The 26,493-nt window shown below is 42.3% G+C and carries 29 protein-coding genes; 20 read left to right on the top strand and 9 right to left on the bottom strand.

Annotated elements, in window-relative coordinates; translation table 11 throughout:
• Positions 1-7: 7 nt before the first annotated feature.
• Positions 8-1,072: a LacI family DNA-binding transcriptional regulator gene (locus tag C1E24_RS18955; protein WP_138484184.1), complete on the bottom strand. Its 1,065-nt coding sequence runs from the start codon at positions 1,070-1,072 to the stop codon at positions 8-10.
• A gap of 138 nt (positions 1,073-1,210) precedes the next feature.
• Here C1E24_RS18955 and C1E24_RS18950 point away from each other — a divergent pair, with 138 nt between their 5' ends.
• The 4 genes from C1E24_RS18950 (at position 1,211) to C1E24_RS18935 (ending at position 6,055) form a co-directional block, all read left to right on the top strand.
• Complete coding sequence (locus C1E24_RS18950; protein ID WP_138484182.1) at positions 1,211-2,245, top strand: UDP-glucose--hexose-1-phosphate uridylyltransferase; 1,035 nt, start codon at positions 1,211-1,213, stop codon at positions 2,243-2,245.
• A 2-nt stretch (positions 2,246-2,247) separates the two neighbouring features.
• Positions 2,248-3,393, top strand: coding sequence for a galactokinase (galK, locus tag C1E24_RS18945; protein WP_138484180.1), 1,146 nt, complete (start codon positions 2,248-2,250; stop codon positions 3,391-3,393).
• A 44-nt stretch (positions 3,394-3,437) separates the two neighbouring features.
• Positions 3,438-5,021 carry a sodium/sugar symporter gene (locus C1E24_RS18940; protein ID WP_138484178.1) on the top strand — a complete coding sequence of 528 codons (1,584 nt, stop codon included), beginning with the start codon at positions 3,438-3,440 and terminating at the stop codon, positions 5,019-5,021.
• 77 nt (positions 5,022-5,098) lie between these two features.
• Positions 5,099-6,055: an aldose epimerase family protein gene (locus C1E24_RS18935; RefSeq protein ID WP_138484177.1), complete on the top strand. Its 957-nt coding sequence runs from the start codon at positions 5,099-5,101 to the stop codon at positions 6,053-6,055.
• Positions 6,056-6,112: 57 nt separating this feature from the next.
• Here the strand turns inward: C1E24_RS18935 and C1E24_RS18930 are convergent, their stop codons facing one another.
• Positions 6,113-6,664: a DUF1415 domain-containing protein gene (locus tag C1E24_RS18930; protein ID WP_138484175.1), complete on the bottom strand. Its 552-nt coding sequence runs from the start codon at positions 6,662-6,664 to the stop codon at positions 6,113-6,115.
• An 18-nt stretch (positions 6,665-6,682) separates the two neighbouring features.
• The gene (waaA, locus tag C1E24_RS18925; protein ID WP_138484173.1) at positions 6,683-7,939 is read right to left on the bottom strand and encodes a lipid IV(A) 3-deoxy-D-manno-octulosonic acid transferase; all 1,257 of its coding nucleotides are present in this window, start codon (positions 7,937-7,939) and stop codon (positions 6,683-6,685) included.
• Positions 7,940-8,092: 153 nt separating this feature from the next.
• Here waaA and C1E24_RS18920 point away from each other — a divergent pair, with 153 nt between their 5' ends.
• Genes C1E24_RS18920 through hldE form a run of 3 tightly spaced genes read left to right on the top strand, consistent with a single transcriptional unit; the run spans position 8,093 to position 11,642 of the window.
• Complete coding sequence (locus C1E24_RS18920; RefSeq protein ID WP_138484171.1) at positions 8,093-9,544, top strand: capsule assembly Wzi family protein; 1,452 nt, start codon at positions 8,093-8,095, stop codon at positions 9,542-9,544.
• A 53-nt stretch (positions 9,545-9,597) separates the two neighbouring features.
• Positions 9,598-10,200: a D-sedoheptulose-7-phosphate isomerase gene (locus tag C1E24_RS18915; RefSeq protein ID WP_240722055.1), complete on the top strand. Its 603-nt coding sequence runs from the start codon at positions 9,598-9,600 to the stop codon at positions 10,198-10,200.
• The gene (hldE, locus tag C1E24_RS18910; protein WP_138484169.1) at positions 10,200-11,642 is read left to right on the top strand and encodes a bifunctional D-glycero-beta-D-manno-heptose-7-phosphate kinase/D-glycero-beta-D-manno-heptose 1-phosphate adenylyltransferase HldE; all 1,443 of its coding nucleotides are present in this window, start codon (positions 10,200-10,202) and stop codon (positions 11,640-11,642) included. Before C1E24_RS18915 ends, hldE begins: the two co-directional genes overlap by 1 nt.
• Before the next feature lie 70 nt (positions 11,643-11,712).
• Here hldE and C1E24_RS18905 read toward each other — a convergent pair whose 3' ends face one another.
• Entirely contained in the window at positions 11,713-12,435 is a 723-nt protein-coding gene (locus tag C1E24_RS18905) for a 3-deoxy-D-manno-octulosonic acid kinase (protein WP_138484167.1), read from the bottom strand.
• 145 nt (positions 12,436-12,580) lie between these two features.
• Here C1E24_RS18905 and C1E24_RS18900 point away from each other — a divergent pair, with 145 nt between their 5' ends.
• The 6 genes from C1E24_RS18900 to glpG all read left to right on the top strand — a co-directional run bounded on the left by C1E24_RS18900 (position 12,581) and on the right by glpG (position 17,902).
• Positions 12,581-13,633, top strand: coding sequence for a glycosyltransferase family 9 protein (locus tag C1E24_RS18900; protein WP_138484165.1), 1,053 nt, complete (start codon positions 12,581-12,583; stop codon positions 13,631-13,633).
• 40 nt (positions 13,634-13,673) lie between these two features.
• A complete protein-coding gene (gene gmhB, locus C1E24_RS18895; protein WP_138484163.1) occupies positions 13,674-14,228 on the top strand; it encodes a D-glycero-beta-D-manno-heptose 1,7-bisphosphate 7-phosphatase in 555 nt (184 codons plus the stop codon).
• Positions 14,229-14,391: 163 nt separating this feature from the next.
• Positions 14,392-15,588, top strand: a complete 1,197-nt coding sequence (locus C1E24_RS18890) for a glycine C-acetyltransferase (RefSeq protein ID WP_138484162.1) — start codon at positions 14,392-14,394, stop codon at positions 15,586-15,588.
• Positions 15,589-15,678: 90 nt separating this feature from the next.
• Positions 15,679-16,704 (top strand): L-threonine 3-dehydrogenase, encoded by a 1,026-nt coding sequence (gene tdh, locus C1E24_RS18885; protein WP_058028994.1) that lies wholly within the window; start codon positions 15,679-15,681, stop codon positions 16,702-16,704.
• Between the two features lie 62 nt (positions 16,705-16,766).
• Positions 16,767-17,084, top strand: a complete 318-nt coding sequence (gene glpE / locus C1E24_RS18880; RefSeq protein WP_138484160.1) for a thiosulfate sulfurtransferase GlpE — start codon at positions 16,767-16,769, stop codon at positions 17,082-17,084.
• Positions 17,081-17,902: a rhomboid family intramembrane serine protease GlpG gene (glpG, locus tag C1E24_RS18875; protein ID WP_138484158.1), complete on the top strand. Its 822-nt coding sequence runs from the start codon at positions 17,081-17,083 to the stop codon at positions 17,900-17,902. Before glpE ends, glpG begins: the two co-directional genes overlap by 4 nt.
• Here the strand turns inward: glpG and C1E24_RS18870 are convergent.
• Positions 17,899-18,288, bottom strand: coding sequence for a flagellar basal body-associated protein FliL (locus C1E24_RS18870; RefSeq protein WP_405127328.1), 390 nt, complete (start codon positions 18,286-18,288; stop codon positions 17,899-17,901). The two genes, glpG and C1E24_RS18870, sit on opposite strands and share 4 nt — an antisense overlap.
• A gap of 239 nt (positions 18,289-18,527) precedes the next feature.
• Between C1E24_RS18870 and C1E24_RS18865 the strand changes: the two genes are divergently transcribed.
• Positions 18,528-19,052 (top strand): chorismate--pyruvate lyase family protein, encoded by a 525-nt coding sequence (locus C1E24_RS18865; protein WP_171040935.1) that lies wholly within the window; start codon positions 18,528-18,530, stop codon positions 19,050-19,052.
• Positions 19,042-19,911, top strand: a complete 870-nt coding sequence (ubiA, locus tag C1E24_RS18860) for a 4-hydroxybenzoate octaprenyltransferase (protein WP_138484155.1) — start codon at positions 19,042-19,044, stop codon at positions 19,909-19,911. Before C1E24_RS18865 ends, ubiA begins: the two co-directional genes overlap by 11 nt.
• A gap of 58 nt (positions 19,912-19,969) precedes the next feature.
• On the opposite strand, the gene C1E24_RS18855 is transcribed toward ubiA, so the two are convergent.
• The 3 genes from C1E24_RS18855 to C1E24_RS18845 form a co-directional block, all read right to left on the bottom strand.
• A complete protein-coding gene (locus C1E24_RS18855; protein ID WP_138484153.1) occupies positions 19,970-20,863 on the bottom strand; it encodes a LysR family transcriptional regulator in 894 nt (297 codons plus the stop codon).
• Positions 20,864-20,972: 109 nt separating this feature from the next.
• Entirely contained in the window at positions 20,973-22,502 is a 1,530-nt protein-coding gene (locus C1E24_RS18850; protein ID WP_138484151.1) for a DUF3369 domain-containing protein, read from the bottom strand.
• Between the two features lie 57 nt (positions 22,503-22,559).
• Positions 22,560-22,955, bottom strand: coding sequence for a DUF2721 domain-containing protein (locus tag C1E24_RS18845; protein ID WP_138484149.1), 396 nt, complete (start codon positions 22,953-22,955; stop codon positions 22,560-22,562).
• 37 nt (positions 22,956-22,992) lie between these two features.
• On the opposite strand from C1E24_RS18845, the gene C1E24_RS18840 reads away from it, so the two are divergent.
• Genes C1E24_RS18840 through tsaD form a run of 3 tightly spaced genes read left to right on the top strand, consistent with a single transcriptional unit; the run spans position 22,993 to position 24,942 of the window.
• On the top strand, positions 22,993-23,316 hold the full coding sequence (locus C1E24_RS18840) for a DUF2007 domain-containing protein (protein ID WP_138484147.1): 324 nt from the start codon (positions 22,993-22,995) through the stop codon (positions 23,314-23,316).
• Entirely contained in the window at positions 23,309-23,899 is a 591-nt protein-coding gene (locus C1E24_RS18835; RefSeq protein WP_138484145.1) for a YjaG family protein, read from the top strand. The genes C1E24_RS18840 and C1E24_RS18835 overlap by 8 nt, the downstream gene beginning before the upstream one ends.
• Positions 23,900-23,928: 29 nt before the next feature.
• Complete coding sequence (gene tsaD / locus C1E24_RS18830; protein WP_138484253.1) at positions 23,929-24,942, top strand: tRNA (adenosine(37)-N6)-threonylcarbamoyltransferase complex transferase subunit TsaD; 1,014 nt, start codon at positions 23,929-23,931, stop codon at positions 24,940-24,942.
• Between the two features lie 10 nt (positions 24,943-24,952).
• On the opposite strand, the gene plsY is transcribed toward tsaD, so the two are convergent.
• Positions 24,953-25,540, bottom strand: coding sequence for a glycerol-3-phosphate 1-O-acyltransferase PlsY (plsY, locus tag C1E24_RS18825; protein WP_138484143.1), 588 nt, complete (start codon positions 25,538-25,540; stop codon positions 24,953-24,955).
• Positions 25,541-25,652: 112 nt separating this feature from the next.
• Here plsY and folB point away from each other — a divergent pair, with 112 nt between their 5' ends.
• Both folB and folK read left to right on the top strand, forming a co-directional pair.
• Entirely contained in the window at positions 25,653-26,009 is a 357-nt protein-coding gene (folB, locus tag C1E24_RS18820) for a dihydroneopterin aldolase (RefSeq protein WP_138484141.1), read from the top strand.
• Position 26,010: 1 nt separating this feature from the next.
• Positions 26,011-26,490 carry a 2-amino-4-hydroxy-6-hydroxymethyldihydropteridine diphosphokinase gene (gene folK / locus C1E24_RS18815; protein ID WP_138484139.1) on the top strand — a complete coding sequence of 160 codons (480 nt, stop codon included), beginning with the start codon at positions 26,011-26,013 and terminating at the stop codon, positions 26,488-26,490.
• Positions 26,491-26,493 lie beyond the last annotated feature (3 nt).

The raw sequence follows: 26,493 nt of genomic DNA, 5'->3' as shown, positions 1-26,493 counted from the left end.
TTAAACGTTAATTTTGCCGCTCTATTTGGCTTTCATTTAGGCTTTGTTTTGGAGCCGCTGTTGGCGCAAATACAGTTGATTGTCGCTCGACTAATATTGGCTGATAGCGATGCGAATGTACGGTTTTATCTAACTGAGAGTACTTATTAGAGTGCTTATTAATGGCCAACAGTGCAGCATGTTTGGCGATGGCTTCGACAGGGTAGTGTAAGGTGGTTAGCTTAGGTCTGCTGTAATGAGCAAGGTAAATATCATCAAAGCCAATCACCGAAATATCATCAGGCACTTTAAAGCCCGCTTCTTCTAGGGCCGAAATTGCACCAATTGCCATGGCATCGTTGTAGGCGAAAAGTGCCGTAAAAGTTTGCTGATTTTTGAGTAAGCTATTGACTGCCTGCTCGCCACCGAGTTGATCTGGTGTGCCATAAACAACTTGCTCCTCAGTTAATGTAAGTGCTTGCTTATCTAAAGCCGTTTTGAACCCTGACAGCCTGAGTTTGGGATCTTGAATTGGCAGCTCACTCATAATGCTTGCAAAACGGCTGTGGCTTAAGGCGAGTAGGTGTTCAGCGGCCAATTGGCCTCCGAGTTCATCGTCGAGGTAAATGCAGTTTTCGGCTATTTCAGGAATATTTCGCGCTACCACAACCACGTTTGAATAGCGCTGTACGATATCGATTAATGCGCTATCAGCTAAATGTGTACAGTACAAAATAATGCCATCACAACGGCGTTGTAATAATGAGTCAATGGCTTGTTGTTCTGAATCGCTACTGTTTTGGGCGGTGCACAGCAGTACTTGGCTTTGATGCTGACGGGCTATGCTATCGACGCCTTTTGCTAAGCAGGCAAAAAATGGGTCGCTGATGTCGGGCACCACTAAGCCGAGTGTGGCAGTCTTTTGTGTGGAGAGTGCGCGCGCATTGACGTTTACTTGATAACCTAAGGCTTTCATTACCGAGAGTACATGCTCGCGGGTTTTGTCTCTAACTTTGTCATCTTGGTTTATCACGCGAGACACGGTGGCAATAGATACCTTGGCTTCTCGGGCAACGTCTTTAATGGTGGCCATATTTGCTCTATTTGAACGCTTAGAAAAGGTGTAATTTTAAGCGATGGTAGCAGAGTGATTTTTTTAAGTAAATTTACTTGCCAAAAAAAATGTAACCGTTTACATTTTTTGTATACATTATCCTTTTGTAATTTAAACATGACATTTGATGCAACTGAGCACCCCCATAGACGGTTAAATCCGCTCACCAATGAGTGGGTGTTGGTATCGCCTCATAGAGCCAAACGGCCATGGCAGGGGCAAACAGAAAAGCAGCAAGTATTAGCAACTGCATCGTACGATGAAAGCTGTTATTTGTGTGCTGGTAATACACGTGTTAACGGTGAACAAAACCCTAATTACAGGCATACCTTTGTATTTGACAATGACTTTGCGGCACTACAAAGTGAGCTGCCAGTTCATCATAGCGACGACCCTTTATTTACCATGCAGTCTGAACAAGGTGAAAGTCGTGTTATTTGTTTTTCACCGGATCACAGTAAGACATTGGCGCAGCTTTCGGTTGAGCAAATTTATAAAGTGGTGCAAACCTGGCAGGCGCAATATAGCGAGCTTGGCGAAATCTATCAGTGGGTACAGGTGTTTGAAAATAAAGGCGCGATGATGGGATGCTCAAACCCGCACCCTCACGGACAAGTTTGGGCGCAGCAGTCTTTACCTACCTTAGTCGAAAAAAAGCAGCAAACGCAAGCTCAGTATTTTACGCAGCGAGGCGGGAATTTACTCGCCGATTATGTGGTCAGAGAGATTCAGCAACAAACACGAATAGTCGCTATTAATGATGATTGGCTGGTGGTGGTGCCATTTTGGGCGGCATGGCCGTTTGAAACCCTATTATTACCGCGCTTTTCGGTTCAGCGTATGACGCAACTCACCGAGTCACAAGGGCTCAGTTTAGCGGCTATTTTGTCTGAGTTGACCATTAAATATGACAACTTGTTTGAATGCGCGTTCGCTTACTCAATGGGCTGGCATGGCGCACCATTTGATGGAGAGGCTCATCCAGAGTGGACTCTGCATGCGAGCTTTTTTCCGCCTTTACTACGCTCAGCCAGTGTCCGTAAGTTTATGGTGGGCTATGAAATGTTAGCAGAGCCGCAACGCGACTTAACCCCAGAGCAAGCCGCTGAACGATTAAGAACTCAGCCTTTAACGCATTACAGCGAGAAATAATAATGTACCGTACTGAAATGATTAAACTCGTTTTTGCTCAGCAGTTTGGTTATCAAGCAGAGCAAGTAAGCCACGCACCCGGGCGAGTGAACTTAATTGGCGATCATACCGATTACAATTTGGGATTTGTGCTGCCCGCTGCAATTAACTTTGGCACTGATGTGGCCATCGCAAAGCGTGATGACAACACAATACGGGTATTAGCCCATGATCTAGGTAATCAAATATGCGAGTTCGAGTTAACAGAACTTTTATTCAATCCTGATCTGATGTGGGTGAATTATGTCGCTGGGGTGGTGTATGTCCTGCAAAAAGCCGGCTTTGTAATGCAAGGCGCTAACATCGTTATCTCAGGTAACGTGCCGCAAGGTGCGGGATTGAGTTCATCGGCTAGTTTACAAGTCGCCTTGATCAAAACGTTTTCGGACTTATTTGAGCTGCAGATAGATGGCCTTACAGCGGCTAAGCTCGCGCAACAAGCCGAAAATGAATTTGTTGGCTGCAACTGCGGGATTATGGATCAGAGCATTTCAGCAATGGGCACGCATAGTCATGCCATGTTACTCGATTGCCAAGATTTAACCTTTCAAGACGCCCCCATTCCAGAAAACTTAGCCATTGTGATTGTTAATTCAAACGTTAAACGTGGCCTTGTTGAGAGTGAATATAACCAAAGGCGCGAGCAATGCGAGCGAGTGGCCAAGTACTTTAACGCTTCAGCATTACGAGCGGTGACTTTAGCTGAATTAGAGTCAGGGCAGGCAAAATTGAGTGAGTTGGACTATAAAAGAGCAAGGCATGTGATCACTGAAAATCAGCGAACCTTAGACGCATTAGAGGCACTTAAAGCCAATGATATAAGCCAATTAGGACGTTTGATGAATGCATCACATGGCTCATTAAAAGATGACTTTGGCACCAGCACAGCCGAAATTGACTGTTTGGTCGCGCTGATGCAATCGCAAATTGCTGAGCAAGGTGGCGCGAGAATGACAGGCGGCGGCTTTGGTGGTTGCGTGGTGGCTGTGATGCCAAAAACCTTGGTCGAAGCAGTAACTCAGACTGTTAAAGCCGAGTACCAAAAGCAGAGCGGGTTAAGAGTCGACGTTTATGTGTGCGAAGCCGTGCAAGGGGCTTTTAGAGCTTAGTCAATATAACCCTAGTAATTAGAAAAAGAATAACGAGGAACATCATGAATATCAGTTTACACAGCACAGATATTGCTGTTTTTAGTGCCTATGTGCTCGGCTTGCTGGCGATTGCGCTATGGATCTCCCGCAGCGAGAAAAAAGAAGGTGCCAATACTGAAGATTACTTTTTAGCTTCTAAGGCATTACCTTGGTGGGCGATAGGCGCGTCACTGATTGCGTCCAATATTTCGGCAGAGCAGATCATAGGTATGTCTGGCTCTGGATATGCCATGGGGTTGGCAATCGCATCTTATGAATGGATGGCGGCGATCACCCTAATTTTAGTCGGTAAATACATGCTGCCGATATTCTTAAAACAGCAAATTTATACCATGCCGCAGTATTTAGCACAGCGCTACGATGATCGCGTAAAAACCACCATGGCGGTGTTTTGGTTGGCCGTCTACGTGTTTGTGAATTTAACCGCGGTGCTCTGGCTTGGCGGCCTTGCGATTGAAACGGTTGCAGGGGTTGATGCTCTGTATGGCATGATGTTTTTGGTGGTGTTCTCGGTGGCGTATTCGCTTTATGGCGGCTTAAAAGCCGTGGCCTTTACCGATATTTTGCAAGTTACCCTGTTGGTATTTGGCGGCTTATTTTTAAGTTATTTAGCGTTGGATGCGGTATCTGATGGGCAAGGCGTGTTAGCAGGTTTTGGTGTACTCACAGAACAAGTGCCTACGCATTTTGACATGATCTTATCACCTGATAATGCACATTATATGAGCTTACCTGGGCTGTCGGTATTAATTGGTGGCATGTGGGTCATGAACTTTAGTTATTGGGGTTTTAACCAATACATTATTCAGCGCGCATTGGCGGCGAAAGATTTAAACGAAGCCCAAAAAGGTATTGCCTTTGCGGCGTATTTAAAATTATTGATGCCATTAATTGTGGTACTGCCGGGCATTGCTGCTGTGGTGTTATATCCTGATTTAACCGCACCAGATAAAGCTTATCCGTCAATGATGTCGCTCATGCCTGTGGGAATAAAAGGCTTGGTATTTGCCGCGTTAGTGGCGGCGATTGTGTCGTCCTTAGCATCGATGACCAATAGTATTTCGACAATTTTCACCATGGATATTTATAAAAAGCTCCATGCTGAAAAAAGCCAATCTCATTATGTGAATGTTGGGCGTGTCACGGCTTTGTTGGCTTTAATAGTGGCATTGTTAGTTGCAAAGCCTTTGTTAGGCCAATTTGAGCAGGCGTTTCAGTACATTCAAGAATTCACCGGATTCTTTACCCCGGGTATTGTGGTGATCTTCGTGATGGGGATGTTCTACAAAGGCACTACCGCTAATGGTGCACTGGCTGCGGCGTTTGGCTCTGCGCTGTTCTCATTAAGCTTGAAGTTTGCTATGCCAAGCTTACCTTTCATGGACCGTGTGGGTTTAGTATTTGTGCTGTGTTTACTGCTGTGTTTTGTGGTCTCAAAGCTGTTTAAAGCACATGAGCGTGACTCTCAAGGTACATCAGAGTGCGTGCAACTGAGTGATGTCAGTTTTGCAACTAATACGGGCTTTAATGTGGCCGCTTTGGGTGTGGTAGTGATCTTAATCGCACTTTATACCACTTGGTGGTAATCGTCATTTCTTTTTTAAACAGCAGGGAATTCACTTTTTAGTGAGTAACCTTCTGTTTTCTTTATACACGTTAACTCATGAAACAAACTTTAATTACCCTTAAAAACAGCAATGGCATGCAGGTTGTGGTATCTGACTTTGGCGCACGCTTGTGTTCTATTATTTTTTCGACCTGTCATGGGCCCAAAGAAATGCTCATGCACTATCAAGATGAAAGTCAGTTTGTTGATGACCCATTTTATGTCGGCGCTATTTGCGGGCGAGTTTCAAACCGAATTGGTCGTGGTCGTTTTGGCTATGATGGGCAAATCTATCAATATTCTCAAAATGAGGGTGAGCATTGCCTACATGGCGGAGAGCAAAGTATTGATAAACGGTTTTGGCAGATCACTGAGCAGTTGCCATCATCAGTGACGCTGACACTTAGCTCACCGGATGGCGATAATGGCTTTGCAGGCAATGTAAATATTCAAGTCACCTATCGCCTTTTTGAAGACAACAAGCTCGAAATCGAGATTTGTGCAAATACAGATAAAACCACACCGCTTAATTTTACTAATCATGCTTACTTTAACCTAGCAGAGCGTTCTGTTTCAGCACTTGAGCTATGTATTGATGCTGAATTAGTGTTAGAAAAAGATGCGGGCAATATTCCAACCGGAAAACTACTTAAAGTCGATGAAAGTGAATCAACGGCCTTAAGGTTTGATTTTCGCGAGCCGAAATCGTTGCAGCAGACTAGAGACTTAGATCATTACTATGTGTTTTACAAAGCGCCTCGAGGTATGAGATTAGTGGCGCAACTCGTATCAAAAAATAATGGCGTACGACTGAGTGTTTTTAGCGACCAAAATGGCCTGCAATGCTATATGGGGGGATTTCTATCAGCCCCATTTTCGCCGTACTCAGGCGTGTGTTTAGAGCTACATAATTACCCTGATGCATTAAATCATGAGCAGTTCGACAGCATTCTAGTTCAGCCAGAACAGCAATATAAAAACACCATGATATTGAGTTTTACGGAACTTGATTGACTTTGATACTTTTTAAAAGCCAATCAATAGTAATATTCTGAAGCTAATATATGCAGTTTAAGACTTATGGCAGTTAGCCAAAAGTTGCTGCCAGAATGCTTCGCCTTTGCGTCGAGCTAAACGGATATTGTTTTCAGGAATGCTTTCTGGGTCGTCGTAATTTGCCAGTGCTTCGGCCATGCTTTCTTCACGAATAAGGTGCAGTGTTGGGTAAGGCGCACGATTGGTGTAATTGGCAGCATCGCCCGGTTCGCTGTCGGCAAACTCATAGTCTGGGTGGAAGTGAGCGATTTGATATTTACCTTCATAGCCTTGTGCAGCTAGAAGTGCGTTAGCAAGGTCGACTAAGTCTAAGTAACTATCAAAATCTTTAAACCCTTCAGCAAAAATAAGCAGGGTAGTTTCTACTTCTGGATGCGCGTCTAAATGTGCCAGTTGTTCAAGCATGGTCATCACCGCGTCTTCGTGTTTTTCGTCTTCTGAGACAATATAGGCGATGGTATTTGCTTCGACTTCTTTGCGAGCAAACGGACAAAAGTTGAATTTTACAATGACGCTTTTAACCCAATTTTGCATGGCTTGGGTAATTAAGGTGTGTTCAGTTGTCATAAAATATTGCTCAATAAATTAAGAAAGATGTGTGCTGATTAAGTTAACGGTTTTGGCTATCGCGCCCTGATTTTTTTGCAAGCAGGCAAGGGCGTTTGCTCCGAGTTCTGCGCAATCACTTGGACTGCTGAAAAGTCTATTCAATTGCTCCGCTAATTCGTCACTTGAATGCACGGTAATACAGCCTTGGTGCACCGCTAAATCAGGGTAAATATGGGCAAAGTTATAGACGTGGGGGCCTGTCAAAGTGCCTACTGAAAATGCTGCGGCTTCTAATGGATTGTGACCACCGCGTTCAATTAAGCTGCCACCGATGTAGGCAATGTTTGCGCTGCCAAACAAGTATTTTAGTTCACCTAAGGTATCAGCTAATAGAACTTGGCTGTTCGGGTTAAATTCACCTGAGCGCTTTGAAAACGACAAGTTTGAATCTTTAAGAAGCTCTGCAACTTTGGCAAATTGCTCAGGGTGTCGAGGTGCAATAATCAGTAGCGCATCAGGATGGGTTGCAAGCACTTGTTGATGGGCCGCCAGAGCTTGTTCATGTTCACCAGGATGGGTCGAACCGGCAACCCAAATTTTGCTGCGATTGAAGCACTTTTTGAATTCAACGACAGTCGTTTTGGCTGCTTCATCGATATTAATATCGAATTTAATTGAGCCAGTTACTGTGACTTTTTCTTTGTTAAGCCCTATCTGTAAGAAGCGTTTAGCATCTTCTTCGTTATGACTCGCTAATGTAGTTATGTGGTTCATAATGTCATTGGCAAGCGGCAGTACTTTTTGATAACCCTGTAGTGACTTCTCTGACAGGCGAGCATTAACAACATTGACAGCAATATTTTTCGCATAGGCTGCGGCAAATAAATTTGGCCAAAGCTCAGTTTCAAGCACCACAAGTTGCATAGGCGTTAATGTATTTATAAAGCGTTTACTGGCGCCCCAAAAGTCGATAGGCAAATAGCAATGGGGTGTATTGGGCAAGCTATTTTTAATTTGCGCGCGACCTGTAGGGGTATTGCAGGTAACGATAATCGCTTGCTTTGGGTTTTCAGCTTTGAACGCTTTTATAAGCGGTGCTGCAGCCAAGACTTCACCGACAGAAGCACAGTGAAACACAACCGCTTTCTTAGGCAATTTTTTTAAACCAAACGCAAATCGCTCAGTAAAAAACTCTCGGTAGCCCGCATTTTTTTTGCCACGTATTACATAAAGATAAAACACAATGAGGGGGCTGAGTGCGTATAAAAACAATGAATATAAAAAGCGCGCCATAACCAACCGTTATTATTGAAGTAAGTAAACAAATGTTATTTTAACCCGCTCAACCGCTTATGAAAACGAATTAACAAATTTAAACAGTTTAGGGTCGTGCTCCTGTTTATTGAATTTGATACTATGGCAAGTTCATTAGAGAAGAATTGAATTATGAAGTTAAAGCTATTTTCAACCTTATTTGCTGCGGCTTTGGGTATCGCAGGTCAAGCGATGGCTGCACCGACCGCATATTTACCGCTAGGTAAGCATCCAGTACTGGAGCATCAAATCGACAGAATGTTTGCCATCTCAACAGGCACGCCCATGGCGAAGCCTTATCGCATTTATGATGTGCAAATTGCCTTAAGACAAATTAAACAATCTAATCCAGACCTTCACGCGCAGATTTTACTTGGTATTGAACCTTATATGAGCCGAGATGCAGTCACACGCATGGGCGTAAAACTCAGAGCGGATTCTGGTGCTGAAGTAAAGTTGGCTAATGACCGTAGTAACAGCTCAAGTGAGTATGCCGAAGTGTCTTTTGACGGTATTTGGCGTGGTGGTGAACACAGTTTAATGCAACTAGGCGCCGAGTATCGTGTTGAGCAAGGTAAGCTAGTCGCTTATAACAGCTTCTATTCGTTAGGCGGTGATAATTTACAGCTGAATTTAGGCTACAAAGAGCATTGGTTCTCGCCGTTTAAAACATTTGGCCAAGTATACTCGAATAACGCTCAAGCGCCCTTATCGGTATCATTGGGTTTAAACGCGCCGTTAAAGAATTGGTGGAATTTTGATTTTGAGCTTTTTTATTCGAAATTAGAGCATGTTGAAAAGGGTATTTTGTATCAAGGTACTTTGCACAGTGGTACACCAAAACTAGCAGGTACGCATTTATCGATTGAGCCAATTGATGGCTGGAAGATTGGCGTGAACCGCATGATGCAATTCGGCGGTGGGCCAAGAAAAGTGTCAATGAAAGATGTGTTTAAAGCGTATTTTGATCCAGCTGGAAATGACAACTCGGGCTTAACAGGCAGCCGAGATACTGAGTTAGGCGATCAGTGGGCCACTTTAACAAGTACATATAGAAGTCATTGGCTTACGCCTATTGAGTGGTCTTTTGAATATGGTGGTGAAGACACTAAAAATCATAAGAACTATCAAGTAGGTAATACGGCTGCGAGTTTTGGGGTATTTATTCCTTCGCTGTTAGAAAAGGCTACTTTTCGTTATGAATATACCAATATGCATAGTTTATGGTACGTAAATGAAATTTATGAAACTACAGGCAATACTATAAATGGTGCTGTAATTGGTCACTTTGCTTCGGATAGAAGCAATTTTGATGATGGTGCACCGTCACAGATTCATACATTTGAAACAACTTATTTTTCAAGTGCATCAGAACTATGGTCTTTAAAGTATTCAATGATAGATAATACTAGTGAATATTTAAATGAGTTAGGTGAGCTTGGTGGTAAATATGAAACTTCACATGAGCTACAAATCATTAATAACCGCGCCTATGACGACAAGCGTTTAGAAACCACGCTCACCTTGGGTAAAGACGTATTTGGTGAAAACTATACTTGGTTAGCGGTCAATGTATACTGGTAGACCAGTAGTAAGACAATAGATTTTTGACAATAGCGGGAAAAGTAGGAACGCACATGTCGCAAGATATTAAAAAAGACAACATGCTTGAAAACAGTTTTTTAGCAAGCCTAGAGCGCCACAGAGCGCTGTTTGCAACAGTAGATAAATACCAAAGTGAAGCGATGCAGCTTTTAACTGCTTGTCAAAAAGCGCTTAAATCAGGTGGTAAAGTAATTTGGTGTGGTAATGGCGGCAGCGCGGCTGATGCACAACATTTGGCCGCCGAATTTGTTGTACGCTATAAATTAGAGCGCGGCCCTTTAGCATCGATCGCGTTAACAACTGACACCTCTATTTTGACGGCACACTCAAATGACTACCACTTCGACACGGTTTTTGAACGCCAGATCCAAGCACTGTGTAAACCTGAGGATGTGGTGATTGGTTTAACGACGTCTGGCACGAGTCCAAACATTAACTTAGCACTGGAAGCTGCAAATGAGATTGGCGCTTATACGGTAGCGTTAACAGGCCGTGAAGGTGGTTTAGTAAAAGATATCGCTACTCTACCGATTATCATTGCCAATGATGAAACTGCGCGTATTCAAGAAGCACATATGTTTATCGGTCACTGGTTATGTGAAGCCATTGATTTAGCGATTGAGAAAGGCGAATAATGGATTTAAGTTATTTTCAGAAGTTATCGCAAGCGAAGATCCTCGTCGTTGGTGATGTGATGCTCGACAGATACTGGCATGGTGACACTGGCCGTATTTCACCAGAAGCACCGGTACCCGTTGTTAAAGTCAGCAAGCTTGAAGATAAGGCCGGTGGTGCAGCCAACGTTGCCAAAAACATCGCGTACTTAGATGGCCAAGTTAGCCTATTAGGTATTATTGGTAATGATGATAACGGCAGCTCACTGCAAGCGCTTTTAAAAAATGAGAAAATTAACTCTCAGCTTATTACCCAAGATGATGCGCCGACTATTGCTAAAATGCGTGTAATTAGTCGTCACCAGCAAGTTGTGCGTCTCGATTTAGAAGAAACCTTCCTTGAGTCACATTCAGAGCTATTGTTGCAAAAGCTCACTGAGATTGTTGATGACTTCGATGTGGTGCTTTTCTCAGACTATAACAAGGGGTCATTGGCGAAAATCAGTGAGATGATCCAAGTGGCAAAAGCGGCTGGTAAAACTGTTTTAGTCGACCCTAAATCTAAACAACTTGCCGATTACCGTGGTGCTGATTTTATTACTCCGAACCTGAATGAGTACACCGCAGCAGGTGGCATTAAAGGCGACGAGCAAGTGCTTGCTGATTGTGCGCGTAAGATCATTGCCGATTGTGGCATTGGTGCTATGTTACTGACTCGCTCTGAGCAGGGCATGTCTTTGATCACACCAAGTGAAAAACATGATTTTGCGGCGCAAGTATTAGAAGTCTCTGATGTAACTGGTGCAGGCGATACTGTAATTGCTACGCTAGCTGTGATGCTTGGTACAGGTATGCTAGCTAAACAAGCGGTGGAAATTGCCAATGTTGCTGCGGGGTTAGTTGTTGCAAAATTGGGTGCTGCAACAGTATCACCTGAAGAGCTATCTGCAAAGCTGACTCAATACCTACGTGAAACAGGTGAGCAATATCAAGCACCGACGCAAGAAATCTTGCATCATATTGAGCTTGCTCGTCAGCGCGGCGAGAAAATAGTCTTCACTAACGGCTGTTTTGATATTTTACATGCTGGCCACGTGCGTTATTTGGCGCAGGCTAAAGCGCGAGGTGACAAGTTAGTTGTCGGTTTAAATAACGATGCTTCAATTAGTCGTTTGAAAGGCCCTGAGCGACCAATTAATCCATTAGATGAACGTGCGACTGTAATTGGTGCACTCGCGTCAGTTGATTGGGTGATCCCATTTGGTGCGGTAGAAGAAAACGACACACCTGCTAAGCTTATCGAGCAAGTAAAGCCTGACGTATTAGTCAAAGGTGGTGATTACAAGGTTGAAGAAATCGCAGGTGCTGATTTTGTCCTTGCAAATGGCGGTACTGTTGAAGTGCTTGAATTTGTAAATGGTTGCTCAACTTCGAATGTGATTAAGAAAATTCAAAGTAATTAATTTACCTACATTCTTTATTAAAAACCCAAACTTGTGTTTGGGTTTTTCGTTTTTTATTTAGAAGTTTTAACTAGATTTTAAGAAATGAACGATATAGCGCGTAAAACTCATCCCACTCGCTTTCTCGCCAATAAAACTCAGTATTTCGATTTAACTCTTTTATAAAAGAACGTTTTAGACGCGCCATATTATTTTCAACGGTTTGTTGAGAGGGCTTGTGAACTTCGCCTCGATCAAAGTCGATTAGAAAAACCTTACCATGCTCGTCAAACAAGATGTTATTGATGTTTAAGTCAGCGTGAAACACGCCCATGTTATGAAAGCGTGCTAAGGTTTCTGCGGTTGCTTGCCACTCACTCTCAGTCAGAGGGGCTTGTTTTAGTTTGTCGAGCACACTTTGTGCGCCAGTAACGGCTTCTGTGATCAGATCGCCACGATAAATAAGCCCGCTGCGCTGAACTTTTGCAGCAATCGGTTTGGATACCGGTAAGCCTAATTCTTCTAGTTGTGTCAGAAGTTGAAACTCTTGATAGGTGCGGGTATTTTCTAATCGGCTAAATAGATATTGATCTGATAGCACCTTACCCACTAAGCCGCCACGCCAATAGTGGCGTAACACGCCGATTTGCTCACCTAGGTTTAAAAAGTAAGTTTTAGCGCGGCCTTTTTTTTCACCCACGACTTTGTTTTGCTGTTGCCAATAGCTAGGTTCGAACCAGTTTTCTTCAACGGATAAGGGGGAGTTATCGGGCAATAGAATATGTGTATTGGCAGAGGAATGAATGACGCGCATAAAGTTCTAAATCAGTTTTTTCCTAAGTATATACTTAAAAGGGATCGGGATTCGAGATGTGTGAGCGTTTGCTTTAACAAGTTGGGCTAGATAATAAATTAAGTTAAACTGCTGGCAACTATTTTTACAAGCATAAGAGACTGTTGTGGTTTTATCTTCAACTCCTAAAGATATTTGTATTTTACGTTTGTCGGCGATTGGTGATGTGTGTCATGCCGTGTCGGCCGTACAGGCTATTCAGCGTCATTATCCAGAGGCGAAAATCACTTGGGTGGTGGGCAAAATCGAAGCCATGTTATTACAAGATATGCCAGGAGTTGAGTTTGTTATTTTCGATAAAAAACAAGGTAAAGCGGCATTTAAACAGTTAAAAGAGACCTTTAAAGGGCGTCAGTTTGATGTGCTACTGCACATGCAAGTGGCGCTTCGCGCCAACCTTGCGGCTCGTTGCATACCTGCCAAGGTAAAAGTAGGTTTTGATTGGCACCGTGCCAAAGAAGGGCACTTCTTATTTACCAATAAACGCATTGCAGCAGAAAAATCAGCGCACGTACTCGAGGGTTTTAGAGGGTTTGCTAAAGCCATTGGTGTGCCACATTATGGGCCAACTTGGCAAATGCCAGTAAGTGATAACGATAAGAACGTTGCTGCAGAGTTACTATCTGGGCTTGAAAATGTTTTAGTTATTTCCCCTGCAGCGAGTAAAGCGGAGCGTAACTGGTTGCCAGAGCGCTATGCCGAAACTGCCAAATATGCAAAGCAGAAGGGTTTTAATGTGGTAATCACAGGTGGTCCTACAGACATGGAACGCCAACTGGCAGCAGACATTATCTCTTACTTAGATTTTGAAGTATTGAATTTGGTTGGCAAAACCACGTTGAAACAACTTGTATGTGTATTAGAGCAAGCTAAATTGGTCATTGCTCCTGATACAGGTCCTGCGCACATGGCGGTTACCATGGGCACGCCTGTGATTGGTTTATATGCTCATTCAAATCCTGCACGCACAGGCCCTTATCTTTATCAGGACTATGTGGTTGAGGTATATCATAAAAACCTTCAAGCTCAGTTTAAGAAAAGTGCCGAACAATTACCTTGGGGTACGCGTGTTAAAGGCAAAACCTTGATGTCGCAAATTAACGTTGCAGACGTACAAGCTATGTTCGACCGAGTTTGCAAAGAGCAAAACCTTATTTAACAGCCTTTTATTCTTAAAACTAAACGAATTAATAATCATCATGACAACGAAACAGAAAGCCGTTTTTCTTGATAGAGATGGTGTAATCAATCACGATCACGCCTATGTGCATAAAATTGAAGATTTTGAATTTATCGATGGGGTATTCGACGCTTGCCGTGACTTTATCGCTAAAGGCTATATTTTAATTGTGGTGACCAACCAATCGGGCATTGGCCGCGGTTATTATGATGAAGCACAATTTAATCAGCTGACCGAGTGGATGAAAGCACAATTTGCACAGCAGCAATGCCCAATAACTGAGGTGTATTTTTGTCCGCACCATCCTAAAAAGGCGTTACCTGAATATTTGCAAGACTGCGACTGTCGTAAGCCAAACCCTGGCATGTTGCAGCAAGGCATTGATACATTTGATATTGATGTGTCACAAAGCGTCATGATCGGCGATAAAGTATCAGATATACAGGCCGCGCGCGCAGCCGGCGTGAAAACGGCTATTTTAGTCAATTCAGGACAAGCTTTTTCAGAACGAGATGCAGCAGAAGCAGATCAAGTCTGTGTTTCTATTAAAGAAACGGTTGCATTTGTCTCATAAACGTTTACATTCGCCTCAATTTTTGAACAATGGCTCCGTGCATTTATAGTGCGTAGCCCTTACAATACGCCTGTTTAAAATTATTGCGATTTAAAGGCGCAATGAACAGACAACAAAAACTGTGTGAAAACAGGCACACCGTGCAATTTATTGGAGACTCTACATGAGAGCATCGGCATTTTATAGTCAACTACAAGAGCAGCTTGAGCAGGTAAAAGCAGAAGGCTTATACAAAAGCGAGCGTATTATCACGTCTTCTCAGCAGGCTGAAATTGCAGTAGCAAGTGGTGACTCAGTAATTAACTTCTGTGCAAACAACTACCTAGGTTTAGCGAATCATCCAAGCTTAATTGAAGCCGCTAAGTCAGGCTTAGATGCCCATGGCTTTGGTGTAGCGTCAGTACGTTTTATTTGTGGTACACAAGACATCCATAAAACACTAGAAGCAAAAGTCAGTGAGTTCTTACAAACTGAAGATACTATTCTTTACTCATCTTGTTTTGACGCAAATGCGGGTTTATTCGAAACAATTTTAGGTCCAGAAGATGCAATCATCTCTGATGCCTTAAACCACGCGTCAATCATTGATGGTGTGCGTTTATGTAAAGCGAAGCGTTTCCGCTACGCAAACAACGACATGGCAGCACTTGAAGAGCAACTCATTGCCGCAACTGAGGCGGGCGCGAAAACAAAACTAATCGCGACTGATGGCGTGTTCTCTATGGACGGCGTTATTTGTAACTTAGAAGCTGTATGTGATTTAGCTGATAAGTACGATGCACTTGTGATGGTTGATGACTCTCACGCTGTTGGCTTTGTGGGTGAAAACGGTCGTGGTACACACGAATACTGCAACGTGATTGACCGCGTTGATATCATCACAGGTACTTTAGGTAAAGCACTTGGTGGTGCGTCAGGTGGTTACACGTCTGGTAAGAAAGAAGTGATTGATTGGCTACGTCAGCGCTCTCGTCCTTATTTATTCTCAAACTCTTTAGCGCCTTCAATCGTAACAGCATCAATTGCTGTACTTGATATGCTTAAAGATGGTAAAGCACTACGTGATCAACTTTGGGAAAATGCATCTTACTTCCGTGAAAACATGGAAGCGGCAGGTTTCACTTGTGCAGGTAAAGATCACGCAATTATTCCTGTAATGCTAGGTGATGCGAAAGTAGCAGCAGCCATGGCAGACAAGTTATTAGCCGAAGGCATCTACGTAACAGGTTTCTCATTCCCTGTTGTACCAAAAGGCCAAGCGCGTATTCGTACGCAAATTTCAGCAGCGCATACGAAAGCGCAGCTAGATAAAGCAATTGATGCCTTTACCCGTATTGGTAAAGAGCTAGGTATCATCTAAATTTATTAAATAGCAATACGCTTATTAATACTGAAATTCGCCAAATCATAGCAATGATCTGGCGAATTGTTTTTTGCTTGGGACGTAACAATGAAAGCATTATCGAAATTAAAAGCTGAACCTGGGATTTGGATGACAGATGCACCAAAACCAGAGGTTGGGCACAATGACTTATTAATCAAAATTCGTAAAACTGCAATTTGTGGCACAGACGTACATATTTATAAGTGGGATGAGTGGGCACAAAACACCATTCCTACCCCTATGGTTGTGGGTCATGAATATGTCGGTGAAGTGGTTGGCATGGGCCAAGAAGTACGTGGTTTTGAGCTTGGCGATCGCGTATCTGGTGAAGGTCACATTACTTGTGGTCATTGTCGTAACTGTCGTGCAGGTCGCGTACATTTATGTCGTAACACCATTGGTGTGGGTGTAAACCGTGAAGGCTCATTTGCTGAATACTTAGTGATCCCAGCTTATAACGCATTTAAGATCCCTGATAACATCTCTGACGAATTAGCTTCAATCTTTGACCCATTTGGTAATGCAGTACACACAGCACTGTCATTCGACCTAGTCGGTGAAGATGTATTGATCACAGGTGCAGGCCCTATTGGGATTATGGCTGCGGCTGTGGCGAAGCACGTAGGTGCACGTCATGTAGTGATCACTGATGTGAACGAATACCGTCTAGAGCTTGCGCGTAAGATGGGCGCGACACGTGCTGTTAACGTGGCAGAAGAAAAGCTTGAAGATGTGATGGCTGAGCTTGGCATGACAGAAGGCTTTGACATAGGTCTTGAAATGTCAGGTGTGCCAGTGGCGTTTAACTCTATGTTAAACAACATGAATCACGGTGGTAAGATTGCCATGTTGGGTATTCCACCATCAGATATGGCGGTTGATTGGAACCAAGTTATTTTCAAAGGTTTAGTGATCAAAGGTATTTATGGTCGCGAGATGTTTGAAACTTGGTATAAGATGGCAAGCCTTATCCAGTCTGGTTTAAATCTTGACCCTATCATCACGCACCAGTTCCACATTGATGAGTTCCAAACTGGTTTCGATACCATGATCTCTGGTCAATCAGGTAAAGTGATCTTAAACTGGGATTAATGAAGTATCATTTGTTTTAAAGGCGGCAAATGTCGCCTTTTTGTTTTTTTGAGAAGTAATTTATGCCGTTTAAACATATTTCAGTTGCGCAAACTAAAGCGCTTATGCAAAGCGATGATGTCGTTATTGCCGATATTCGTGATCCAAATGCATTTGCTGCTGGCCACATACCTGGCGCTATTCATTTATCAAATGCAAACATCGGCCAATTTATGGTTGAAAAAGACTATGAGCAGCCAATCGTGGTGGTTTGTTACCATGGAGTGAGTTCACAAGGTGCTGCTAATTATCTTATTGAGCAAGGTTTTGAAGACGTGTATAGCATGGATGGCGGTTTTACGCAGTGGGCGCTTGAGCAACCAGAGTCTGTGAGCCAATGATTTTATTAGGTCAACATTCAGAGCCTAGAGCCTTGCAAGGCGCAGCTGACTATTTTAAGAGTCAGGGTATCAAGGTTAAGTTGACCTATTTAGACAACCGCACAGCACAAGTGTGGGTATCAGAACAAGATGCAGAGCGTGCAGCGCAGTTGTGGCAAGAATTTTTAAGTAACCCTTACCATGAACGTTATTTAGCGGCGTCATGGCAAACAGGTGATACCCAAGTAAAATTTAACTACATGGGCAAAGATTTTAATCTTGCGCAGCGGTTTGTCGGACTTCACTGGTTTTTAAAACTTACTTTTATTGTTTGTATTACCGTTTTTGCTAGCTTCTTCTTGGTGCAAAACCCACAATCATGGCTAGATAAACTTCTATTTAATCCAAGTGAACCTTTATCTTGGTTGACCCCTGCTATCATTCATTTTGGTGCGTTACATCTTATATTTAATCTGAGCTGGTGGCTGTATTTAGGCAATAAAATAGTTAAGCAAGCGGGTAGTTCGAGCTTATTTTTGTTGTTTTTTATTTCTGCATTAGTGAGTAATTGGGCGCAGTATTTATTAGTCGATAATCGCTTTGGTGGATTAAGTGGGGTGGTATACGCCTTACTTGGTTTTGCGTGGATCTACAGCTCAAAATTGCCAGAAGAAAAGCAGCTAATTACTAAACCTGTCGTCGGTTTTATGCTGGTGTGGATGGTGTTAGGGTTCGCTGATGTATTGTTTATTAGTATGGCGAACTGGGCGCACTTATTTGGCTTATTAAGTGGAATGGCAATTGCTGCATTACAACTGCCAAAATCAAAAAGAGGTTAGTGGTAAAGGTACTTAGTAAATAATACTTCGCGAATAATCTCTTCACCGGTTTCATCTTTAAGTAGTTTCTTTAACTTCTCAGCGCAACGCTGGCGAATCTCTTCTCGACCAGTTAATGACTTTATAGTTTCTTCAGGCTCTTTACTTAAAATTTGCACTATTGCATCACGAAGCAGTGGCGTATGGTGTTCTACAATAGCAATGTTCTTCACATCATTGAGCATTAAATCTACGGTGACGCGAATATAACCGAGCTTTTTATTAGATTGGCCAATGTAGTTGGTGATGATATCAGGTTCAAAACCAAAGTAACCCACATTTGCTTCTGCTCGAACTGATGTACTACTAAATGTCAGTAGTAATAACGCAAATAGGCTTGAGAGCATTTTCATAGTGGGTGAAGTTCCTGTTATATAACTGTCTTTGAAAGCGATTGTAACTGTATTTTTTAAAAAATTATACTCTGTTGAGTCTGTTACAAGTATAGAAAGTGACTAAAAAATTGCCGATTATTTTAGCCAGGGTTACGCTTTTTCCACCAAATAGTAAAAAGCAGAGACTGAACTTTGTTGCCGTACTGAGCGATGTTATTATGTGTCGGTTGTAATCTGGGTAAGATATTATTGTGTTAAAGCATCCTCTTTCAATCGATTTTTCATGGCAAAGCTCACTCTCGGAGCTTTCTGTACCAGCAGCTTTAAAACCTGTGTTAAGTGATACAGGCTCACTCACTGAACGTTTGAAGCAAAAGAGTGCTGACTTTAAAGTGGTTGTCCTGAACGAACAGCCAATCACAGCAAAATTATGGGGAGAGACGGCCCATGATTATATTTGTCGTGAAGTTTTATTATATTGCGATGAGGTTGTTCAAGTTTACGCTCAAAGTTGGATCTCTATTCCAGCTTGCGAAAAAGGTGTAGAGCAGCTGGGAGACACGCCTTTGGGTGAGGTGTTATTTCAGAATGAACTTTGGCAACGTTCTGAATTAGAAATGGCTGAAGTAGAATCTCGAGAAGAGTTAGCTCAACTGTTGAAGAGGAGCGACATTACTCGCATGCCTATTTTTGCAAGAAGGCGTATTTTCTCCCAATCAGAGGCACATGTGATGGTGTGTGAAGTATTTTTACCTGAGGTGTTAGATGCAGCTTGAAGCCTTAAAGTGGCAAAATATTGATGCTTATAAGCAATTAATGCGTACTGACAAACCAATTGGTACCTTGCTTTTGTTGTGGCCTACATACTGGGCGTTATGGTTAGCTAATGATGGGCTGCCGAGCTGGGATCTTTTTCTTGTGTTTTCGCTTGGTGTGTTTGTGATGCGCAGTGCAGGGTGCGTCATTAATGACTTTGCTGATAGAAAGATTGATGGCTCGGTAAAACGTACAGCTAACCGTCCGCTTGCTACAGGTAAAGTTTTAGCGGGTGAAGCATTAAGTCTGTTTGCATTATTGATCGTTGTTGCGTTTTCTTTGGTATTGGCGTTGAATTGGCAGACTATCGCGTTGTCGTTGGGTGCACTTGCATTGGCTGCTTGCTATCCGTTTATGAAGCGTTATACAAATTTACCTCAAGTTGTGCTTGGCGCCGCTTTTAGTTGGGCGATCCCAATGGCATTTATGGCCTCGAAGCAACAAGTTCCAATAATTGCATGGTGGCTATTTGCTGCAAATTTAATTTGGACTGTGGCGTATGACACTATGTATGCCATGGTCGACAGGGACGATGACTTAAAGCTAGGTGTGAAGTCGACGGCTGTGTTATTTGGTCAATATGATAGGCACATCGTTGCGGTACTGAACATCATATTTTTAGTAATAATGATCTTAATCTACCAAGCTGTCGAAGCGACGTTTTGGGCTTATTTGGGTCTCGCATTTGCTGCTTGTTTGCTGTTTTATCAACAAAAATTAATCCACGGTAGAAACAGAGAAAACTGCTTTAAAGCGTTTTTAAATAATCACTATGTGGGGTTGTTGGTATTTTTGGGGTTGGCGCTTTCTTTTTGGTAGAGCATTACTTAGACATAAAAAAACCTGCTCAGCGCAGGTTTTTTTATCTAAGTAATGTTTAAACATTTATAGTTTGTCTTTGTTCAAACTTCTCAATCAAACTAACTAGCTCTTTAATGTTTGCGTCTTCACTGAGTGTGTGGTTTGTTCTAACTAAAACTTGCTCGGTCGGAAGATCTTTATTTGTTTTGATCAAAACAACCTCAGGATCTTGAGCAACTAGCTTAGAATGTTCAATACCGGCAATGGCAAATAAATCGCTATTTTTTATATTACTAAGCACTTCATTGATGTTACCAACTCGCATCGACGTCACTTTATTAAAGCTATCAGCTGTTTCGTTGACCATATGCTGTACTTGTCTTGACTGAGAAAGGCAGCCAAACATAGGGTAACTCATCAGGTCTTGTCTAGTGACTGAGTCTTTTTGAAGCAGAGGGTGATTTCTCGCAACAAACATGATTAGTTGATCAGGAATATAGATATCTGAGCTTGCTAATTCAGAGGAGTGCATACATACACTGATATCGATTTCTCCAAGCTGAAGCTTGTTCGTTAGCTCGGTTTCGTCGAGCATTTGCATTTCTACTTTAACGCTTGGATGGTGTGCTAAAAATTGTCCGCAAACAACAGGCACAACACTGCTCATTTGTTGTGTATAGCCAATAACCAGTTTATCTTGATCATTACCAAATAAACTCTGTTTTATGTTCTTTTTGGCATTTTCAAGCTCGTTTAGAGTTGCTTTACAGTACGTGAGAAAAAGCTCACCTTGTTCAGTAAGACGAACAGAGCGTGTTGAACGTTTTACTAACTCACAACCAATCTCATCTTCAAGAGTTTGGATACTACGGGTGAGGGCCGAAGTACTTATATTCGTCTGTTCAGCGGCTTGGCGAAAATGTCTTAAATTGCCTAGAGCAACAAATTGCTCAAGTTGTTCAAATCTCATTTGAAATTCCTTTTAATTTCAACGGTTCTTTTAGAACTGTGTGTTTACCCAATAGTAATACAAAATGCAATAAGGGTGAAATACTTTTTTACATTAAAATTACAAACAGCTAGTCTGGGTAGCTATCTCTAATAAAAATAAACTCATCTAAGTTATTTATAAATAAATCAACGAGTTTGGGGTCAAAATGTTTACCTTTCTCAGATTGTATCAGTGAAATAACATTTTCTAAAGGCCAAGCTGGTTTATAGCATCGATCGCTGCCTAAAGCATCAAATACATCAGCCAGTGCGGTAATACGGCCGACAATGTCTATTTTCTCACCTTCTAAGCCTTGTGGGTAACCACTGCCATCCCATTTTTCATGATGATGGTAGGCGATTATTGCACCGCATTTGAGAATTTCATTACTTGAATTATGGAGGATCTCATACCCAACTTTTGCATGTGTCTGCATAATCTCCCATTCTTTGTCATCGAGTTTCCCTGGTTTATTTAAAATACTGTCGGGAATGCTTATCTTTCCGATGTCATGTAAAGGTGATGCTAGCTTGATGATTTCAGATTGGTATTCATTTAAGCCATATAGCTTGGCAAGTAGTTGACTGTAATTGGCAACGCGTTTGACGTGTGAGCCTGTTTCTTTAGATCGCTTCTCTACCGCTTCACCTAGAATATAAGATAGCTCTTTTTGAGACTCTTTGACTGTTTCTCGTAATCTGATATTGTCGTAAGCCATCGCAATATTATTGGCGAAAAAAGCCAGTAATTGTCTATCAGTTTGTTGCAATGCTGAATCTTTACTGACATACAGCATGGTCTCGCTGCCTTCTTGTGAAGGGAAATAACCAATATATTCAAACTCAGTTTGATGCGAGTGCTTTTTGTTATGGGTCTCCATAAACAGTTGCTTTACATTTTGTGGAATTGCTTCTGTATTGGGCTCAATACCTTCGCCCGATGCGGCGAGTAACCTGAAATGTTCAGCTTGTGCATCTTGGCTGTTTACAGCCGCAGCGCAGTAGATATCACTTGAAGAGATCCCCATAACGTCTGAAACATGAGAAAGAATTGTTGAAGCGAACTCTCGAACACTATTACATCTTAAAAATGATCCCGAAGCATCAATAATTCGCTCAAGTCCTGCCTTATGCTTACCGATTGTTTGAATGTCACGGTGGGAACGTAGTGCAGAGTAGAGCAGGGTCTTTAGCTTAACCGCGGTTAACTCGGTTTTGTTTTTATAATCATTGATATCGTAATCACGGATCACAGCTTCTTCTGGTGCTTCGCCTGGCTGACCGGTTCTTAATATGAGGCGGATGTCATGATTGCCGATATCTTGGCGGATGTATTTTATCAGGTCTAAACCAGCATGATTGCTTTCCATAACAACGTCAATCAAGCCAACGGATATATTTTCTTGTTGGTTCAATAGTTCCATCGCTTCTTTTGCAGAATAGGCGTGATGAAATCTGAGTGTTTTATCTTCAAACTCAAAGCCTGAAAGCACTAATTTTGTTACTTGATGAATATCTTCTTCATCATCAACAACAAGTATGTCCCAATAATCTTCGTTATTACTGGTTGCTTCGTGTTCTTGATTTAAATTTTCGTCTGAAAATAGGAAATTATTCACACTTCACCCTAGCCATACTCACTCAGTGTGAGTATAGACAGGAAAAGTCGAGCTTGCTTAATCGGTGGGTTTTTTTTCTATATTTTGCAATTCTATTTCAATGGCATCACAAGAAATATGTATTTCGTAGAGTGAAATAATCAAAGATAAAGTCAAACAACACAAACTCACACCAAACAAGATAATGCCAGGTAATTGCTGCTCAATAAACAAACTAAACATAGAAAGTGTACAGAGTAAAAAAGAAAAAACACCCCAAACCTGCATGGCACGAATTAACTTTATGCGCTTTTTTAAATTGTCGATTTGTGCCAAAACGACAGGTCGATTGGTCTTTCCCTCTCTTGCATTGAGCTCTCTAATTAATTGCGCTAGCACTAAAAACCGATTGGTATAAGCTAATAGTAATAACGAGATGGCAGGAAATAACAGTGCAGGTGTTGTAAGTGTCATTGCATTCTTAATGTTTTAGGTCTTTTCAAAGTTTATTATGACAGATAATTCTTGGCAGTGGTGTGAAGTTTTTAACTCAGATAATGTACTAGAAGCCCATTTAATAAAAGGGTTACTAGAGCAGGCAAACATAGATGTATTACTTAAAGGAGAGGCTTTACAAGGGGCACTTGGAGAAATTCCGCTAGATCAGGCAAAAGTTTCTGTGTGGGTTTACAAGATAAAATTGCGCCAAGCGCAGGAATTATTGGTAAACTACCAACAACAAGAAAAAAGCACTGAATGGCAATGTCCTGAGTGTGACGAATTTAACGGGCCAGCCTTTCAAGCATGCTGGCAATGTGGAAAAGATTATGAGTAAAGCGAATAACTTTCAACGAATTAGAGAGTTAAATTATTTACAAAAGGCGGTGCTGGCTGCTGCAGTTTTGGAGCGTATGTTGCCTAACTACGAATTGTTCAGCGAGGCCACAGAATTTGGTGATGCCAGTACGTTACGCAGTGCGTTAAATGTGTGTTGGGAAAAAATCTTATTGCCAAAAAGTAAGATCAGCTTAGAGAAACAAGTTGAGAAAATTGAACCGAATGTACCAGAGTTAAACGATTATCCAATGTTTGGTACGTATCCGGCCATAGATGCAGCAACCGCTTTACTTGGTCTAATTCATGGTCTAATGGCTAAAGATGAGCATGAATTTGTGAGCGTTGCGAAAATTTCGCAAGCAACCGTCGCGCGTTATGTTGAGCTATTGATTGAAAGCGAAGGACTTGAACCTGAAAACAAACTGGTTCGCGAGCACCCTTACATGCAGTATGAGATTGACGTGTTAGGTGAGTTAATTGAATTCGTAGAGAATATGGGCCGTATCAGCAGTGACAGTGTGAAAGCACTTAAACAACAGGCTGTTGCTGATGGGCAAACTAATATCGGCATTGCAATTTAACGTAAAGATTAAAGACTGGAGAATTATTGATGCGCATTTTAGGCATTGAATCATCTTGTGACGAGACGGGAATTGCAATCTACGATGATGAACAGGGTTTACTAGCTCATAAGCTTTACAGCCAAGTAAAAGTGCATGCTGACTACGGCGGTGTTGTACCTGAGCTGGCTTCTCGAGATCATGTCCGCAAAACCATTCCACTGATAGATGAAGCTTTTAAAGAAGCAGGTTGTGGCCCAGAAGACATCGATGGTGTTGCTTATACTGCAGGTCCTGGATTGGTTGGTGCTTTATTGGTCGGTACTTCAATTGGTCGCTCTTTGGCATTTGCATGGGATAAGCCTGCTGTAGCGGTGCATCATATGGAAGGCCATTTATTAGCGCCGATGCTTGAAGACGAGCAACCAGAGTTTCCATTTGTTGCTTTACTTGTCTCTGGCGGCCATACCATGATGGTGAAAGTGGCAGGCATAGGTGAATATGAAGTGCTAGGTGAGTCAGTTGATGATGCCGCAGGTGAGGCATTTGATAAGACTGCTAAATTATTAGGTTTAGACTATCCTGGCGGTCCGCTACTGGCAAAAATGGCCGAGCAGGGGACGCTCGGACGTTTTACTTTTCCGCGACCTATGACAGATAAACCAGGCTTAGATTTTAGTTTTAGTGGTTTAAAAACGGCAGCAGCCAACACCATTCGTAGCGAAGGTGATGACGAACAAACCAAAGCTGATATTGCTCATGCATTCCAAACTGCTGTAATCGATACTCTGGCGATTAAGTGTAAACGTGCCCTGAAAGAGACGGGCATAAAACGTTTAGTCATTGCAGGCGGTGTGAGTGCAAACACTGAACTGCGCCAAAAGCTTGAGCGCATGATGCAAGGTATGAAAGGGCAGGTGTTTTATCCACGTACTGAGTTCTGTACTGATAATGGCGCGATGATTGCTTTTGCAGGTATGCAGAGATTAAAAGCTAAGCAATACGCAACGTTAGACATGAAAACTCAGCCGCGTTGGCCGATTGAAAGCTTACCAGCGCTATAAGATTTTAAAACTAAGCTTTCTTCTTACCTATTTTTGGCTCTTTCCCTTGAAGGAGCCTTTTTATATTGGCGCGATGACGAAAGATAATCAGCACAGTTAAAAAGCTCACTGGCACAGTATAAAGCGGTTTGATCAGCCAAGTATAAAACGGAGCCAGAGCAACGGTAACAATCGCGCCTAGCGATGAATATCGTGTGAGCCAAACCACAATGGCCCACGTTGCAATCAACAGTCCACCTAAACTTAACCCAATAGGTAATAAAGCGCCAAATGCAGTAGCAACGGCTTTCCCCCCATTAAAATGAAAGAAAACCGGATAGATGTGACCAAGGCAAGCTGCGACAGCTATTGCGCCCAACCAGTTTGGCTCTACACCTAAAAAGTAAGCGCCCCAAACAGGAATTGTACCTTTCAAGATGTCGAAGGTGAGTACTAAAGCGGCGGGAAGTTTGCCGCCTAAACGCAGCACATTGGTTGCGCCTGGATTATTTGAGCCAGAAAAGCGAGGGTCGGGTAATTTGAATAACTGACATACGAGCACTGCAGACGATACAGAGCCAATTAAATAGGCACATATGCAGATTAACGTAATTAACACAGGTTTCCTTATTTTGTCTTCAGCGTATTTCGGCTATCATTTCCCGATTCGAATGTAACTATATAAGTTACTAATCTATTTGTCACAGACAAAATACCAAAGTGGGGCGTGAATGGATAAGGTCTATATTTCTCAGCTACATGTTGAAACCATTATTGGCGTGTACGATTTTGAGAAAGAAAGTAAACAAAGTTTGTACTTTGATGTGGAAATGCTGACTGATATTCGAGCTGCAGCGCAGAGTGATGACATTAACTTAGCAGTCGATTATGCAAAAGTTAGCGAAGATATAATTACGCATACCACAGCCAAACCAGTTGAATTACTTGAAACCTTAGTTGAGCAACTCGCAGCATTGATTTTAGAGAAATACAACGTCACACAAGTGACGATTAAGGTGAGTAAGCCCGCAGCAGTGCCTGCAGCGCAAACCGTTGGTGTAGAGATCACTCGAGCGAAAGCAGCTTAACATGGCACAGATTTTTATAAGTTTAGGTTCAAACGTCGACAGAGAAAAGCATCTACGTGCCGGCTTGAAAGCCTTAGCTGCAAGCTTTCCTGAGTATCAGCATTCTAGTGTCTTTGAAAGTGAAGCCGTTGGTTTTAATGGCAATAACTTTTTTAATTCAGTCTTTGTAGCACAAACAGATATGCCGCTTGAACAGGTGTGTGCTTTGCTCAAACAGATCGAAAGAGATAATGGCCGAACACCGTCAGATAAAAAGTTTAGCCCACGTACGCTCGATCTCGACCTACTTTTTTATGATGATGTAATTTGTGACTCACCTGCACAATTGCCTCGTGATGAAATTACCAAGAATGCGTTTGTATTACAGCCATTGGCTGAATTAGCACCGCATTTTTATCACCCAGTAGCCAAGCAAACCATAGGTGAACTTTGGCAAAATTATAACAACTTAAACCAAAAGCTATGGAAAGTGGAGTTCTAACCC

It is taken from the genome of Pseudoalteromonas phenolica, assembly GCF_005876835.1.
GTDB classification, from domain to species: Bacteria; Pseudomonadota; Gammaproteobacteria; order Enterobacterales; family Alteromonadaceae; genus Pseudoalteromonas; species Pseudoalteromonas phenolica_B.
The sequence above is the reverse complement of the archived record's forward strand: the minus strand, read 5'-3'. Positions and strand labels throughout refer to the sequence as shown.